The sequence below is a fragment of the Sphingopyxis granuli NBRC 100800 genome (genome assembly GCF_001591045.1).
GTDB lineage: Bacteria > Pseudomonadota > Alphaproteobacteria > Sphingomonadales > Sphingomonadaceae > Sphingopyxis > Sphingopyxis granuli.
The window spans coordinates 1-15144 of record NZ_BCUA01000018.1; the positions used below are offsets into that span (position 1 = coordinate 1).

General features: G+C 66.6%; 17 protein-coding genes. 2 read left to right on the top strand and 15 right to left on the bottom strand.

What is annotated here, in order from left to right; translation table 11 throughout:
* Positions 1-230: 230 nt before the first annotated feature.
* The 7 genes from queE to SGR02S_RS06455 form a co-directional block, all read right to left on the bottom strand.
* Complete coding sequence (gene queE / locus SGR02S_RS06425; protein WP_067106914.1) at positions 231-863, bottom strand: 7-carboxy-7-deazaguanine synthase; 633 nt, start codon at positions 861-863, stop codon at positions 231-233.
* Positions 860-1558 (bottom strand): 7-cyano-7-deazaguanine synthase QueC, encoded by a 699-nt coding sequence (gene queC / locus SGR02S_RS06430; RefSeq protein WP_067106917.1) that lies wholly within the window; start codon positions 1556-1558, stop codon positions 860-862. The genes queE and queC overlap by 4 nt, the downstream gene beginning before the upstream one ends.
* Positions 1559-1734: 176 nt before the next feature.
* Positions 1735-2142, bottom strand: coding sequence for a DUF3617 domain-containing protein (locus SGR02S_RS06435; RefSeq protein ID WP_067106919.1), 408 nt, complete (start codon positions 2140-2142; stop codon positions 1735-1737).
* Between the two features lie 139 nt (positions 2143-2281).
* Positions 2282-3196, bottom strand: a complete 915-nt coding sequence (gene hslO, locus SGR02S_RS06440) for an Hsp33 family molecular chaperone HslO (RefSeq protein WP_067106921.1) — start codon at positions 3194-3196, stop codon at positions 2282-2284.
* Positions 3193-4119 carry an ornithine carbamoyltransferase gene (argF, locus tag SGR02S_RS06445; RefSeq protein WP_067106924.1) on the bottom strand — a complete coding sequence of 309 codons (927 nt, stop codon included), beginning with the start codon at positions 4117-4119 and terminating at the stop codon, positions 3193-3195. The genes hslO and argF overlap by 4 nt, the downstream gene beginning before the upstream one ends.
* A complete protein-coding gene (locus tag SGR02S_RS06450; protein ID WP_067106927.1) occupies positions 4116-5303 on the bottom strand; it encodes an aspartate aminotransferase family protein in 1188 nt (395 codons plus the stop codon). Before SGR02S_RS06450 ends, argF begins: the two co-directional genes overlap by 4 nt.
* A 110-nt stretch (positions 5304-5413) precedes the next feature.
* The gene (locus SGR02S_RS06455) at positions 5414-6400 is read right to left on the bottom strand and encodes an LLM class flavin-dependent oxidoreductase (RefSeq protein WP_067106930.1); all 987 of its coding nucleotides are present in this window, start codon (positions 6398-6400) and stop codon (positions 5414-5416) included.
* 243 nt (positions 6401-6643) lie between these two features.
* On the opposite strand from SGR02S_RS06455, the gene SGR02S_RS06460 reads away from it, so the two are divergent.
* Positions 6644-7660 (top strand): aldo/keto reductase, encoded by a 1017-nt coding sequence (locus SGR02S_RS06460; RefSeq protein ID WP_067106933.1) that lies wholly within the window; start codon positions 6644-6646, stop codon positions 7658-7660.
* 111 nt (positions 7661-7771) lie between these two features.
* On the opposite strand, the gene SGR02S_RS06465 is transcribed toward SGR02S_RS06460, so the two are convergent.
* The 8 genes from SGR02S_RS06465 to glmU all read right to left on the bottom strand — a co-directional run bounded on the left by SGR02S_RS06465 (position 7772) and on the right by glmU (position 14424).
* Positions 7772-8641 (bottom strand): dienelactone hydrolase family protein, encoded by an 870-nt coding sequence (locus SGR02S_RS06465; protein WP_067106936.1) that lies wholly within the window; start codon positions 8639-8641, stop codon positions 7772-7774.
* 218 nt (positions 8642-8859) lie between these two features.
* A complete protein-coding gene (locus SGR02S_RS06470) occupies positions 8860-9516 on the bottom strand; it encodes an HAD family hydrolase (RefSeq protein WP_067106939.1) in 657 nt (218 codons plus the stop codon).
* Positions 9509-10057, bottom strand: a complete 549-nt coding sequence (locus SGR02S_RS06475; protein WP_067106942.1) for an STM3941 family protein — start codon at positions 10055-10057, stop codon at positions 9509-9511. Before SGR02S_RS06475 ends, SGR02S_RS06470 begins: the two co-directional genes overlap by 8 nt.
* On the bottom strand, positions 10054-11877 hold the full coding sequence (glmS, locus tag SGR02S_RS06480) for a glutamine--fructose-6-phosphate transaminase (isomerizing) (RefSeq protein WP_067106945.1): 1824 nt from the start codon (positions 11875-11877) through the stop codon (positions 10054-10056). Before glmS ends, SGR02S_RS06475 begins: the two co-directional genes overlap by 4 nt.
* Positions 11878-11891: 14 nt before the next feature.
* Complete coding sequence (locus SGR02S_RS06485) at positions 11892-12269, bottom strand: type II toxin-antitoxin system VapC family toxin (protein ID WP_067106948.1); 378 nt, start codon at positions 12267-12269, stop codon at positions 11892-11894.
* Positions 12266-12694, bottom strand: a complete 429-nt coding sequence (locus SGR02S_RS06490; RefSeq protein ID WP_082796995.1) for a ribbon-helix-helix domain-containing protein — start codon at positions 12692-12694, stop codon at positions 12266-12268. The genes SGR02S_RS06485 and SGR02S_RS06490 overlap by 4 nt, the downstream gene beginning before the upstream one ends.
* A 30-nt stretch (positions 12695-12724) precedes the next feature.
* Positions 12725-13048, bottom strand: a complete 324-nt coding sequence (locus tag SGR02S_RS06495; RefSeq protein WP_067106951.1) for a hypothetical protein — start codon at positions 13046-13048, stop codon at positions 12725-12727.
* Positions 13045-14424 (bottom strand): bifunctional UDP-N-acetylglucosamine diphosphorylase/glucosamine-1-phosphate N-acetyltransferase GlmU, encoded by a 1380-nt coding sequence (gene glmU / locus SGR02S_RS06500; protein WP_067106954.1) that lies wholly within the window; start codon positions 14422-14424, stop codon positions 13045-13047. Before glmU ends, SGR02S_RS06495 begins: the two co-directional genes overlap by 4 nt.
* A 48-nt stretch (positions 14425-14472) precedes the next feature.
* On the opposite strand from glmU, the gene SGR02S_RS06505 reads away from it, so the two are divergent.
* Positions 14473-15144 carry an HAD hydrolase-like protein gene (locus tag SGR02S_RS06505; protein ID WP_067107065.1) on the top strand — a complete coding sequence of 224 codons (672 nt, stop codon included), beginning with the start codon at positions 14473-14475 and terminating at the stop codon, positions 15142-15144.

Sequence of the window (15144 nt, forward strand, 5' to 3'; positions counted from 1 at the left end):
AAGCGGGTGAATCCCATGTCATCAAAGTCTGATGGGGCAGCGTAAAAGCTGAAACGAGTTCAGCATGACGAAGGAGTAGGTCAGCTTGGGGAAGGCCGATCTACACAAACCATAGCTGGAGATCGCTTCCCCCGGCTTTCGCCGGGATCGCAATGACGCAAGCAGGTCGATCCAGATCGTCGCGCCGGGAACCCAGGTCGACACCCGCGGCCTTCCCCATGATCCGCCAGTCAGCGCAGCTCCAGATGCTTGTGCGTCTGGAGCGAGAGCTGCCAGCGCGGATCGCGCATCACCAGCTCGATGCAGGCACGCACATTGCCGGCCGCAAGCGCGTCGTCGAGCGGCTGGATCAGCCGATGTGCGAAATCGAGGCCGGCCAGACGCTCGACGTCGCTGCCCGGCTGCGGCCAGACGAGTTTCAGTTCGTCGCCGCTCGTCTGGACCAGTTCGCTTCCCGCCTTCGGGCTGACGCAGATCCAGTCGATGGCGCGCGGAACCGGCAGCGTGCCGTTGGTCTCGATCGCGATGGTGAAACCTTCGCCGTGCAGCGCGTCGATCAGCGCCCGGTCGACCTGCAGCATCGGTTCCCCGCCGGTCAGCACGACATAGCGACGATCGCGCGCCTCGCCCCAGCTCCGCGCGATCGCCGTCGCCAGCGTCGCCGCGTCGGCATATTTGCCGCCGAGCGTCCCGTCGGTGCCGACGAAATCAGTATCGCAAAAGCGGCATACCGCTTTCGCCCGATCGACCTCGCGACCGGTCCACAGGTTGCATCCGGCAAAGCGGCAGAACACCGCGCGGCGCCCCGACCGCGCGCCTTCGCCCTGCAGGGTCAGGAAAATCTCCTTGACCGCATAGCTCATGCCGGGGGCTTCACCGCATAGCGCGTCGGATCGGTCAGCCCCGCCTCGGCAAATCCCTTGCTGCGCAGGCGACAGCTGTCGCACAGCCCGCAATGCAGGCCGTCGGGCGTCGGGTCATAGCAGGACCAGCTCATCCCCGCGTCGATGCCGAGCCGCGCCGCCTCGGCCGCGATATCGGCCTTCGACATATATTGCAGCGGCGCATGGATGCGAAAGGCGACGCCCTGGTCGCCGTCGCGCGTCGCGAGGCGCGCGAGCGCCTCGAAACCGGCGATGAACTCGGGGCGGCAGTCGGGATAACCCGAATAGTCGAGCGCGTTGACGCCGATCACGATATCCGCCGCCCGGCGCGCTTCGGCAAGGCCCAGGGTCAGCGACAGGAAGATCAGGTTGCGCGCCGGGACATAGGTCACGGGAATATCCTCTCCCACCCCGTCCTTCGGCACCGCGATGTCGGCGGTCAGCGCCGACCCGCCGAAGCGCCGCAGGTCGAGCGGCAGCACGATATGCTCGTCCGCGCCGACCGCGGCGGCGATCCGCGCCGCCGATTCGAGTTCGACGCGGTGGCGCTGGTTATAATCGATGGTGAGCGCGACGATCCGCGCCCCGGCCTCGCGCGCGAGGCCCGCGCAGACCATCGAATCGAGGCCGCCCGACAAAAGGACGACCAAAGGCTTTCCGGCAAGGTCCTGCATGCGCCGCCCGTTACGCTCGCGGCGGCGCCCGCGCAAGGCCCGCGCCGACAAAGGAAACGGGCCGCGCAGCCTTTGCCGCACGGCCCAGTTTGGCATGAAAGCCTTTAGGAAGAAGAACCACACATCGGCTCTGCCCCCCTTGTGGAGGAAGAAGGTTAAGGCCCGCTTAACGCGGTTCAGCAACCGCCGGTACGGCGCCCCTCGATCGCCTGCGAGAAGGGGCGTCCTTCGGCGATTCCCTGCGTGTCGATCTGGACGAGGCGGTTGGTCTCGGCGCGAATGGTGGTGCGGCCGTGCCCGGCGCCGGGGCAGGTATAATGGACCGTCACCGAATTGGGCGTGTCCTCGATGACATAGCGCGAGCAACCCGAGCGCGGGTGATAGACCTGGATCATCCGCCGCGCATCGCCGAGGCACAGCGTCTGCATCACCTTGTCGCTGCCGCGCTCGCGAAGCTGCCAGCTTCCCTTTTCGAGCCGGTCGAGCATCGCCAGCGACGGCGCCTGCGCGGGCATCGCGGTCGCACCCGCCGCCACCGCCGCAATCGTCGAAATCCATCGCATGAAGGGAGAGAAGATCGCCATTTCCACCTTGTCCACAGGCTGCCCGCACCCGGGCAAAACGCGACCCTGTGGACAGTCCGTTAGCAAGACGAGGGCGCGGTTTCAACCGCTTGGCGCTGAATAGCGTCGTTTCGTCGCCCCGTTTCGGGACCGCGGCGGCTCAATCGCGCGCCGCGATGTCGTCGAGCGCGATCGGGAAGATGCGCGAGCAGAAGGCGCAATCGACCGGGATCACGCCCCCTTCGTCGGCCATCTCGCGCCGCTCGGCTTCGGGAAACTGCGCCAGCACCCCGGAAAAATGCTCGATGCTGCACCGGCACCCGCGCGACACCATCGTGCCCGGTTCCACCCGCACCTCATCCTCGTGATAGAGGCGCCATGCCAGCGTTTCGAGCGAGGTCGCGGGGTCGGTCAGCTCCTCGTCTCTCAGCGTCGCCGCGATGGTGCGGGCATGCTCCCATTCGGGATGCTCGCGCCGCAGGTGCAGCCGGTCGCGCCCCGCCTCGCCCTCGGGCAGATGCTGGAGCAGCAGCCCGCCCGCGACGCATCCCGCCTCGGGATCGCGCCGGGCCGCGAGGCGGATCAGGCTCGGGATCTGTTCGGACTGCTCGAAATAATGCTCCGCGGCCTCCCCGATCGATGCGCCTTCGAGCGGAACGATGCCCTGATAGCGCTCCCCGGTCAGCGCATGGTCGAAGGTGATCGCGAGGAAGCCTTCGCCGAACAGCGCGAACAGGCTCGGATCCGGGCCGATTCCCGCCAGCCGCTCGGCATCGAACTTCATATATCCGCGCAGTTCGCCGCCACGATAATCGCAAACCAGCAGCTCAACCGGCCCCCCCCCCGTCTGCGCCTGCAAGGTGAGCTGGCTTCGCTCGTCCTTGAGCGTCGAGCCAAGCAGCACCGTCAGCACCAGCGCCTCGGCCAGCAGCCTTTCGGCCACCGGCGGATAGTCGTGCGCCGCCATGATCCGGTTGAGCGCCGGGCCGAGCCGCACCAGCCGCCCGCGCACATGGCGGTCGGCGATGGTGAAGACCAGCGGCTGGTCGAACCAGCTTTCCGGCGCCTCGCTCATAGGTGGCCGAGCGCCCACAGCAGGACCGATTTCTGGGCGTGAACGCGGTTTTCCGCCTCGTCCCACACGCGCGATTGCGGGCCGTCGATCACGGCGTCGACGACTTCCTCGCCGCGATGCGCGGGCAGGCAATGCAGGAACAGCGCATCCGCCTTCGCTTCCCCCATCAGCCGCTCGTCGACCTGGAAGGGCGCCATCGCGGCGAGCTTGTTATGCGCATGCGCCTGCCCCATCGAAACCCAGGTGTCGGTGACGACGACATCGGCACCCGCCGCCGCCTCGCGCGCGTCGCAAAAGAGGTCGATACGGACGCCGCACGCTCGCGCCGCCTCGACGAAGCCGGGATCGGGCTCATAACCTTGCGGGCAGCCGGCGCGGATATGGAAACCGAACAGCCCCGCCGCCTCGATCAGTGACGACAGGACATTGTTGCCGTCGCCCAGCCATGCGAGTTCGAGCCCCGGCAGGGCCTTGCCATGTTCGACGAGCGTCAGCAGGTCGGCCACGATCTGGCAGGGATGCGACAGGTCGGTCAGCCCGTTGATCACCGGCACCGATGCATGCGCCGCCATGTCCTCGACCTTGGCATGATCGTCGGTGCGGATCATGATCGCATCGGCATAGCGCGACAGCACCCGCGCGGTATCGGCGATCGTCTCGCCGCGCCCGAGCTGCATCGACCCCGCGTCCATGACCATCGCCGAACCGCCGAGCTGGCGGATCGCGATGTCGAAGGAGGCGCGGGTGCGGGTCGAGTTCTTTTCGAAGATCATGGCGAGCACATGGCCGGCGAGCGGTGCATCGGCGTCGGGCTTGCCCTTGGGCCAGCCGGCGCGCGCCGCCTTGCGGTCGATCGCATCAGCCAGCATCGCCGCGATTGCGTCGCCACCGGCGTCGGACAGGTTCAGGAAATGCCGCATCAGCTTTCCGGCGGCGTATAGCTCGCCGCCCCCGCCGACAGTTTCTCGATGAATTCGTCGATATGATGCTGTTCGATGTTGAGCGGCGGCAGGACGCGCACGACATTGTCGCCCGCCGCCACGGTCAGCAGCCCGTGGTTGTCGCGCAGGTGCGCGACGAAGGCCCGGCTTTCCACCTTGAGCTTGACCCCGAGCATCAGCCCCATGCCGCGGACGCTTTCGAACAGGTCGTCGTGGTTCGGGATCATCTGTTCGAGCGCGCCGCGCAGGCGCTCGCCGGTCGCCCTGACCTGATCGAGGAATCCCTCCTCGAGGATCACGTCGAACACGGCCTGTCCCGCCGCCATCGCCAGCGGGTTGCCGCCATAGGTCGAACCGTGCGTGCCGAACGTCATGCCGCGCGCCGCCTTTTCGGTCGCCAGGCAGGCCCCCATCGGGAAACCGCCGCCGATCCCCTTGGCGCTCGCCAATATGTCGGGCGCGACGTCATATTGCTCATAGGCATAGAGGGTGCCGGTGCGCGCGACGCCGCACTGGACCTCGTCGAAGATCAGCATCAGGTCGCGTTCGTTGCAGATGTCGCGCAGCCCCTGCAGGAAGGGTTGTGACGCGGGGCGGATACCGCCCTCGCCCTGCACCGGCTCGACCAGGAACCCCGCCGTATTGTCGTCGACGAGGTCGAGCGCGGCGTTGAGGTCGTCGAACGGCGCATAGGCGAAACCCGGAAGCAGCGGATCGAAGCCCTTGCGCAGTTTTTCCTGGTTCGTTGCGGAGATCGTGGCCAGCGTTCGTCCGTGGAAGGCATTGTTGAAGGTGATCAGGACATGCTTTTCGGCGTTGCCCGCGCTCGAATGATAGGCGCGCGCGGTCTTGATCGCGCATTCGACCGCCTCGGCGCCCGAATTGGTGAAGAAGACCGTGTCGGCGAACGTATTGTCGACAAGGCGCTGCGCAAAGGCCTCGCCCTGCGGGCTGCCGTAAAGGTTCGACACATGCATCAGCGTCGCCGCCTGATCCTGGATCGCCTTGGTCAGGTGCGGGTGCCCGTGGCCGAGCAGGTTGACCGCGATGCCGCTGGCGAAATCCAGATAGCGCTCGCCTCGCTCGCCGATCAGATAGGCGCCTTCGCCGCGCACCGGACGCACACCGCACCGGGGGTAAACGGGCATCAGCGGCGTGATCGACATGGCACAGCACCTTTCCAGACAGATAAAAGGAAAAAGGCGACCGCATCCGGGCCGCCCTTGGTCGGGCGGCTCCTATACCGCCGCGGCGGGAGGCGCGTCAACACGGCGGGCTAAAGGCTCTTCGCCGCCTCCATCGCCAGCGCCAGCGAGCGCTTGCGCGCGTCATGGTCGTACATCGAGGATGCGACGATGACCTCGTCGGCACCGGTGCGCGCCACGAACGCCTTCAGCCCCGCCGCGACATCCTCGACCGTCCCGACCGCCGAGCATTGCAGCACATGGTCGAGGATCGCGCGCGCATTCGGCGGCAGGCTGTCCGTGTACCCCGCGCGCGGCGGCGGCATCCGGCCCGGATTGCCGGTGCGCAGCGCCACGAACGCCTGCTGCTGCGACGACGCGAGATATTCCGCCTCCTCGCGCGTGTCGGCCGCGAAGACGTTGAACGCCGCCATGGCATAGGGTTCGGAAAGCTGCGCCGACGGCTTGAACTGACGGCGATAGAGCGCCAGGGCCTCGTCGAGCGCGTCGGGCGCGAAATGGCTGGCAAAGGCATAGGGCAGGCCCAGCATCGCCGCGAGCTGCGCGCCGAACAGGCTCGACCCCAATATCCACAGCGGAATGTTCGTCCCCTCCCCCGGCACCGCGCGGATACCGAGCCGCTCGTCGCCGGCCAGGAAGGCCTGCAACTCGACGACGTCCTGCGGGAACTGACGCTCGTCGCTCGCAAGGTTGCGACGCAGCGCCTGCGCGACGCGCTGGTCCGACCCCGGCGCACGGCCAAGCCCCAGGTCGACACGGCCGGGAAACAGCGCTTCGAGCGTCCCGAACTGCTCGGCGATCACCATCGGCGCATGGTTCGGCAGCATGATGCCGCCCGCGCCGATGCGGATCGTCCGCGTCGCATGACCGACGTGCGCCAGAACGACCGAGGTCGCGGCGCTCGCAATCCCCGCCATGCCGTGATGTTCCGCGACCCAATAGCGCGAATAGCCGAGTTCTTCCGCATGGCCGGCCAGATCGGCGGCGTTGGCGAGCGATTGCGCGACCGTCCCATTGTCGGTGACGGGGACGAGGTCGAGGAAGGCGAGTTTCAGCATCGGCCCTAATTGGGTGCCCGCCCCTCCGATTGCAACGTTGCGTTTCGCAACCTACAGCGTCGTCCGTCATATCCGAATTATCTTTCCCGTTCGTGTCGAGCGAAGTCGAGACACCCAACGACAGAGCGCAAGGTCGATAGGTGTCTCGACTTCGCTCGACACGAACGGAAGAGGGGTGGCACCAAATTAATGTCCGACGTTCCAAGTCGCCTCGGCCCCGAACAATAATGGAGACTCCAGCCCATGAAGACCCGCCGCCTCGGCCAGAGCGCCATCCACGTCACCGACATCTGCATGGGCACGATGACCTTCGGCAGCCAGGCCGACGAAGCGACAGCGTTCCGGGTGCTCGACCGCTGCTTCGAGGCGGGCATCAATTTCTTCGACACGGCAGAGGGATATCCGGTGCCGCCCGACATCAAATGGGTCGGCCGCACCGAGGAGATCGTCGGCCGCTGGATGAAAACGAAGCCGCGCGACGCGATCATTCTCGCGACCAAGGTGTCCGGGCCGAGCCACGTCTGGTTCAAATCGCCGTGCCGCGGCGGCACCACCGCGCTTGACCGTCACCATATCCGCGCGGCGATCGAGGGCAGCCTGACGCGGCTCCAGACCGACTATGTCGACCTCTACCAGACGCACTGGCCCGACCATGACGCGCCCTATGACGAGATGATGGACGCGCTCGACGAACTGGTGCGCGCGGGCAAGGTGCGCATCCTCGGCTGTTCGAACGAGACGAGTTGGGGCCTGATGAAGGCGCTCGCGGCGTCCGAGCGGCTGGGCGGCGCGCGCTATCATACGATCCAGAACAATTTCAGCCTCAACAACCGCCGCTTCGAGGACGAGCTCGCGCAGGTCTGCCGACAGGAAGGCGTCAGCCTGATCCCCTATTCGCCGCTCGCCGGCGGCGTGCTGTCGGGGAAATATCAGGACGGTGCACGGCCGGAGGGCGCGCGCTTCTCGCGCTATCTGGCGATGGAGGGCCGGCAGGCCGCGATGGGGCGGCGTTTCGTGAACGACCGGAGTCTCGCCGCGACCGAACGCTACCTCGCCATCGCCGAAGAGGCGGGGCTGCATCCGGTGACGATGGCGACCGCCTGGTCGAAGCAGCATGATTTCGTCGCCTCGACGATCGTAGGCGTGAGCGCTTATGACCAGGTCGACCCGATCCTCGATGCGATCGACCTTGTGCTGGGTGACGATGTGATGAAGGCGCTGAACAAGGTCGGCAAGGACATCCTATACCCGATGGGGTAACCTCGTCATTGCGAGGAGCCGAAGGCGACGCGGCAATCCAGAGCTGGCGTAAACCCGCCCTGGATTGCTTCCCCCGGATCAGGTCCGGGGTCGCAATGCCGTGATCAAAAACTATAGCGCGGCCTTGAACAGTTCGAGCATCCGTCCCCACGCCTTCTCCGCCGCCGCTTCGTCATAGGCGCGGCCGTCGGGCGGGCACCAGCCGTGCATCGCGCCCTTGTAGACCTCGACTTCGTGCCACTCGGGACGCGGGTCGAGCGCCGCTTTCAGCCGGACCTTTTCCTGCGGGTCCTTCTGGTCGTCATTGTCGGCGATCGCGAACAGGAAGCCGGCCTGCGTTTCGGGAATCAGCAGATGCGGGCTGTCGGGCTTGTCGGTCGCGACCGAGGCGCCGTGGAAGCTGGCTGCTGCCTTGACGCGCCCCGGGTTCAGCGCCGCGGTGTAGATGACCATCGGCCCACCCATGCAATAGCCCGCGGTGCCGATGCCCCGCCCCGTATCGACCTCGGCCTGCGCATCGAGAAAGGCGAGATGCGCCTTCGCATCCGTTTGCACCGTCGCACGATCGAACCGTCTCAGATAGCCGAACAGCGCGTCGCGCACGCCGGGGTCGTCGAAATCATGGCCGGGATAGACGACCGGCGCCTTGGCCCAGCGATAGAAGGGATTCACGCACAGCACCGCATAGCCTTCGCCCGCCAATCGGTCGGCCATCTGGCGAAAAGCCGGGCGCAGGCCGCGAATGTCGGGCCAGATCAGCACGCCCGGATGCCGGCCCTCTCCGGGCGCGGTAAAATAGGCATCGGCGGTGCCGTCGTCGGTCGCAATCGTCACGTCGCGCCCCTTCACGGACCCCGCGGCACAGGCGGCCGCCGGCAGCATCGAGGCCACCGCTCCCGCCCCGATCAGGGCGCCGAACGCGCGCCGCCGGACGGGAAGCCCGGCGCGGTCGAGATCGGCTTCGGTGAATTCGTCGCACATGGCTCTCTCCTCTTCCCTCTCTCTTCCCCGGCGCCGATACGCGCCGGAGCGCCAAAGGCTGCGGCCGCGTAAAGCGATTCTCCGAAAGGCGCGAAAAACTGCGCAACTTCGCTCTGAAATCGCATGGCGGAGGCCAATGGTTACACGGGCAGCTAAGCACGGCCACGGATAATAGGAAAGGGTTGGTGCGAATACCCTCCCCCCGAAGGGAGCAGGCATCAGGCGTGCAACAGCACCTCGTCATAGCCATGCGCGACATGATGCACGCCCACGCCGCGCAGCACGTCCCCGTGCGCCGCGCGGTCGAGGATATGGCCGCCGCCGCAGAAGCCGATCACCGTCATCCCCGCCGCGAGCGCCGCCCGCGCACCGGTCGGCGAATCCTCGATTGCGAGGCAGGCCGCGGGATCTATGCCCAGCCCGTTCGCGGCGGCGAGATAGATGTCGGGATGCGGCTTGCCGCGGGCCCAGCCGTCGGCGCTGTAGACGTGGTGTCCGAAATGGCGCGCGAGTCCGAAGCGATCGAGCGACGCGGCGATATAGGCGGGGCTGCTCGACGAAGCGATAGCGCGCGGCAGGCGGCCCAGCGATTCGAGGAATTCGGGCGCCCCCGGCACCGGCGCGAAACCTTCGGCAAAGCGCTTCTGCGCCCGCTCGCGATGCCTCTCGCGGAAATCGTGCGGCAACGGCCGCCCGAGCCGCACGACGATCCGCCGCTCGGTCTCCTGCCAATTATGCCCGCAATAATCGCGCAGGCATTCTTCATAGGTCGTTGGCAGCCCGATGGCGGTCAGGCTTTCGGCAAGCGTCCGGTTCGCGCGCACCTCGCTGTCGGCGATGACGCCGTCGAAATCGAAGATGATGGCGCTATACACGGCGGCGTCCGAAGCTCTCCAAGGCCAATGGTGGGGAAGCGGGGCGACGGCGTGCGCCGCGATAATATTCGATCGCGGCCCAAGCCTCGTCGAACCCGCGATCCAGCCCGGTCAGATTAACGGTGATGTCACCGCCGGTGAGCATTCGGTTCGCTCCCGCCATCTTTCCGGTGAATTTGGTCGACGGGTATTGATCGGGCCGGACGAGGCTGAGAACGATGAACCTCTGACGCCGGAACTGCCAGACGGAAATCTCGACCATCTCCTCCCACGGAATCGTCTGTTCGGACCATTGGCGATAATAGAGGCCACTGGACGAAATTCTGATCTGGTCGCGATTGTCGAACAACCGCGTGAATATCAGAATTGAGCAGGCACCGAAAAACAGGACCGACAGCCAGCCGATCCATTCCACGCCCGGCTTGAGCGGTTGCCTCGCGATCCCCGCCAGCCAGATGCCGAGGACGACAAACGCGACGCCCCCCAAGAGCAGCAGCAGGAGCCGCCATCGCGAATTGCGGGCGACGAAAACTCCCGTCACTCCACCGTGACCGATTTCGCCAGGTTACGCGGCTGGTCCACGTCCGTCCCCTTGGCGACCGCGACGTGATAGGCCAGCAATTGCACCGGCACCGCGTAGACGAGCGGTGCGATCAGCGGGTGGACCTTGGGCATCTCGATCGTCGCCATGCAGCCCTCGCCCGCTTCGGCCAGGCCTTCGGCGTCACTGATCAGCACGACCTTGCCGCCGCGCGCCATCACCTCCTGCATGTTGCTGACGGTCTTTTCGAACAGCGGGCCGGAGGGAGCGAGGACGATCACCGGCACCGCTTCGTCGATGAGCGCGATGGGCCCGTGCTTCATCTCGCCCGAGGCATAGCCTTCGGCGTGAATATAGCTGATTTCCTTGAGCTTGAGCGCGCCCTCGAGCGCGAGCGGATAGTCCGGGCCGCGGCCGAGGTAGAGCACGTCGCGCGCCGGCGCGACGAGCGGCGCCATCTCCGCGATCTCCTCGTCGTGGGCGAGCGCGGCGTTGAGCGCGGCGGGCGCCTCGATCAGATGCCGGACGATCTCGCGTTCCTGCGCAGCGTCGAGCTTCCCCTTGCGCAGCGCGAGATGCGCCGCGAGCGCGGCAAGCACCGCGAGCTGGCAGGTGAAGGCCTTGGTCGAGGCGACCCCGATCTCCGGCCCCGCATGGGTCGGGAGGAGCAGATCGGCCTCGCGCGCCATGCTGCTGGTCGGGACGTTGACGACGACCGCGATCGTCTGCCCCTGCGCCTTGCAATGGCGCAGCGCCGCGAGCGTGTCGGCGGTCTCGCCCGACTGCGAGATGAAGAGCGCGAGGCCGCCGGGCTGGAGCACCGGGTCGCGATAGCGAAACTCCGACGCGACATCGATGTCGACGGGCACGCGCGCGAACTGCTCGAACCAGTATTTGGCGACCATGCCGGCGTAGAAGCTGGTGCCGCAGGCGACGATGGTGATGCGGTCGATCCGCGACAGGTCGAAATCCATCTGCGGCAGCGCCACCGTCTGTTCGAGCGGGCGGATATAGGAAGCGAGCGTCTGCGCGACGACGGTCGGCTGCTCGAAAATCTCCTTTTGCATGAAGTGGCGGTAGTTGCCCTTCTCGATCGCCGTCGCGGTGACGCCCGATGTGGTGATGTCGCGCTCGACGGGGTTGTTGTCGCGGTCGAAAATCCGCGCGCCGTCGCGCGTGATGACGACCCAGTCGCCTTCCTCCAGATAGGCGATCTTCTGCGTGAGCGGCGCCAGCGCCAGCGCGTCGGAACCGAGATAGGTCTCGCCGTCGCCATAGCCGACGACAAGCGGCGAGCCGAGCCGCGCGCCGATCAGCAGGTCGGGATGGTTGCGGAATGCGATGGCGAGCGCGAAGGCGCCGCGCAGTTCGGGCAGCACCGTCTTCACCGCCTCTTCGGGCGATTGCCCCGCCTCGATCCGCTCGGAGACCAGATGCGCGACGACCTCGGTATCGGTATCGCTCTCGAAGCGGCGCCCGCGCGCGGTCAGCGCCTCGCGCAGCGGCCGGAAATTCTCTATGATGCCGTTGTGGACGAGCGCCACCTCACCCGTCGCGTGCGGGTGGGCGTTGTTCGTCGTCGGCGCGCCGTGCGTCGCCCAGCGCGTGTGGGCGATGCCGACGGTCCCCGGCGCCGGATGCGCGGCCAGTTCCTTGACGAGTCCGCCCAGCTTGCCTTCGGCCCGGCGGCGGATCAGTTCGCCGCCCTCGACCGTGCAGACGCCCGCCGAGTCATAACCGCGATATTCCATCCGCCTGAGTCCGTCGACAAGGCGGTCCGCCACGGGGGCCTTGCCGACAATTCCAATGATTCCGCACATGGGCGACCGTCTTTCTATAGGGTGTAGGGGACACGGATGCCCGGCATCGCCGCCGGAAAATCCTTTATGTTTCGCGTGACCAGAACACGACCGCGGGTAAGCGCGGTCGCCAGTATGATCGCATCCATGGCTTTGAGCCGAAACCGCTCACGCCGCAGCGCAGCGGCGCGCTCCCCGATTTCGGCGTCGATTTCATCAACCCCGAAACCGGACAGCAGGATTTCCGCGCGCCGCAGACCGTCGCCCTCGCCTTTGGACATGACCTCGATCCACACCGCCCGGCTGATCCAGACCCGCCCCCTTTGCGCGGCGCGTTCCAACTCGGCGCGCGCCTGGGGAAACCCGCGCAGCAAGTCGATGACGATATTGCTGTCGAAAGCAAAGCCGCTCACTTCTTCGCGCGCTTCTTCGATTTCGCTTTGGTGCCCGGCCGGGTCTGCATCGCCTTTGCCGGATCGGGGTAAGTTTCGCCGGGCTTTATTCCCTGTTCGGCCAGCCAGGCTGTGTGAATTTCATATTCGCGATCGTCCTGCTCGTCGAACAGATCAGGAAATTCCGCCCGCACTTCCGGATAATCCGGGTCCCAAGGTCGTGTCGATCCGGCGCGCTCTCGCCGCTGCCACTCAACGGCGTCGCCGATGTCGGTCCGATTCTTCCACGCCCCGAAGCCGGCCTCGATCCAGTCCAGCGGCGTTTGCGGGCGATAAGCCGCCACCGCTTCGCGCAGGATCGCCGCGCGGGACTTCCCCTGCTCGACAGCAAGCTGGTCGAGCCATTTGATATCCTCATCAGGCAAATCGGCGAGTATGCGAGTCATGATATACTGATATCATATCATGATATCATGTCAACCCTGCGCTCCACTGCCCATGGTCCGGTCGACGAAAATCATCGCGAACTGCACGGGGTCGGCCGCCTCGCCGTTCCCCGCCTCGAAGCGCGCCTTGCCGTCGGTCCATATCTTGCGGATCTGCGCCGGAAGCTCGGGGGTGAAGTTCATCTGCTTCGCGACGATCTCCGGCCAGCGGCCGGTGGTATTGAAGCTTTGGTGAAGCTGAGGCTCCATCGCGGTGCAATAGGCTTCGGTCGCCTGGTCGAGGTGGCCGATCGCCTTCAGCACCCAGGCGTCGACGAAGCGCAGGAAGGGCTTGTTCTCGTACCGGTCGCTCATGATTTCTGCTCCGCCGCCTTCTTCTTGCGCATCGCGTCGTGGAAGCGGTCGGCCCAGCCGGGCTTGACCGACTGTTCGGCGCGCACCAGCCGCAGTTCGCCGTCACCGACGTCACGCGTCACCGTGCTGCCCGCGCCGACAATCGCATCGGCGCCGATCCGCACCGGCGCGACCAGCGCGCTGTTCGATCCAATAAAGGCGCGCTCGCCGATCTCGGTACGATATTTGAAATAGCCGTCATAGTTGCAGGTGATCGTGCCCGCGCCGATATTGGCCCCCGCGCCGACCGTCGCATCGCCCAGATAGGTCAGATGATTCGCCTTGGCGCCCTTGCCCAGATGCGTCTTCTTGGTCTCGACGAAATTGCCGATCTTCGCCTTTTCGTCGAGCACGGTTCCGGGGCGCAGCCGTGCGAACGGCCCGACCTCGCAGCCCGCGCCGATCTCCGCGCCCTCGATATGGCTGAAGCCGCGGATCGTCGCGCCGTCGGCGATCCGCACGCCGGGGCCGAAGAAGACATTGGGCTCGACCGTCACGTCGCGACCGATTTCGGTATCCCACGAGAACCAGACGGTGTCGGGCGCCTTGAGCGACACGCCCGCCGCCATCGCCTCCTCGCGTTTGAACGCCTGCCACTGCGCCTCGGCGGCGGCAAGTTCGGCGCGGCTGTTGATGCCGGCGACTTCGTCGGCGCCGGTCTCGATCGCGACGACACGCCCCCCTTCGGCGATCGCGCCCGTCGCCACGTCGGGCAGATAATATTCGCCCTGCGCATTGTCGTTTCCGACGGCGTCAAGGAGGCGCCACATATCGGGCGCGCGGGCAACGATGACCCCCGAATTGCACAGATCGACCGCGCGCTCCTCGACGGTGGCGTCCTTATACTCGACCATCTTGCGGACCGTCCCGTCGGCATCGGCGATGATGCGTCCATAGGCCGCGGCGTCGGCCGGCCGGAACCCGAGCACCGCGACCCGCGCGCCCGCGTCGAGCGCCGCACATAGCCGCAGCACGGTATCGGCGGCCAGCATCGGACAATCGCCGAAACAGACGAGAATCATGCCGCCGAACCCGGAAAGCGCCTCACGCGCCTGAAGCGCCGCGTGCGCGGTCCCCAATTGGGGATCCTGAACGACCGTCACCGCACCGGTGCCGGCCAGCGCGGATTCGACCTGTTCGCGCTTGTCGCCGACGACGACCACGGTCGCCGCCGGGGCCAGCGCGGCAAAGCTGTCCATCAGGTGAAGCAGCATCGGCCGCCCCGCGATCGGGTGGAGCACCTTGTGCAGGTCGGACTTCATGCGGGTGCCCTTGCCGGCGGCAAGGATGACGGCGGCGACGGGCGGAAGGGAGGCGTTGCTCATGCGCCCCGCCATGCCAGCAAATCATTGCGGTTTCCAGACCATCGCGCCATGGCGGGGCGCATGAGCGACTTTCCCTTTCGCATCGTCGGCTTCGATCTCGACGGCACGTTGATCGACACGCTGGCCGACCTGACCGCCGCGCTCAACCACGCGCTGGGCGTCGCGGGGCGGCCGCCGCAGGATGTCGCGGCGGTGCGGCCGATGGTCGGGCTGGGCGCGGCGCATATGCTCGAACAGGGACTCGCGGCGACCGGCGGCGTTCCCGCCGATGCCTCACCGCGCCTCTATGACGAATTGATCGCCTATTACCGGGCGCACATCGCGGTCCACAGCCGTCCCTTCCCCGGCCTGCTCGCGGCGCTCGACCGCCTCGACGCGCTCGGCGTCCGGACCGCGGTGATGACCAACAAGGCCGAAGACCTCGCACGCCAGCTGCTCGGGGACCTGGGGCTCGCCGATCGCATGGCGACGATCATCGGCGGCGACACGCTGGGGCCCGGAAAGCGCAAGCCGTCGCCCGAACCGATCCGCGCGATGATCGAAGCATGCGGCGGCGGACGCACCGCCTTTGTCGGCGACAGCATCTTCGACGTCATGGCGGCGCACGGCGCGGGCGCGACCAGCGTCGCGGTCAGCTTCGGCTTCCTGCACCAGCCGGTCGAGGAACTGGGCGCCGATCATGTGATCGACGACTATGCCGAACTGGTGCCGCTGCTCGCCGGCATCCGATGA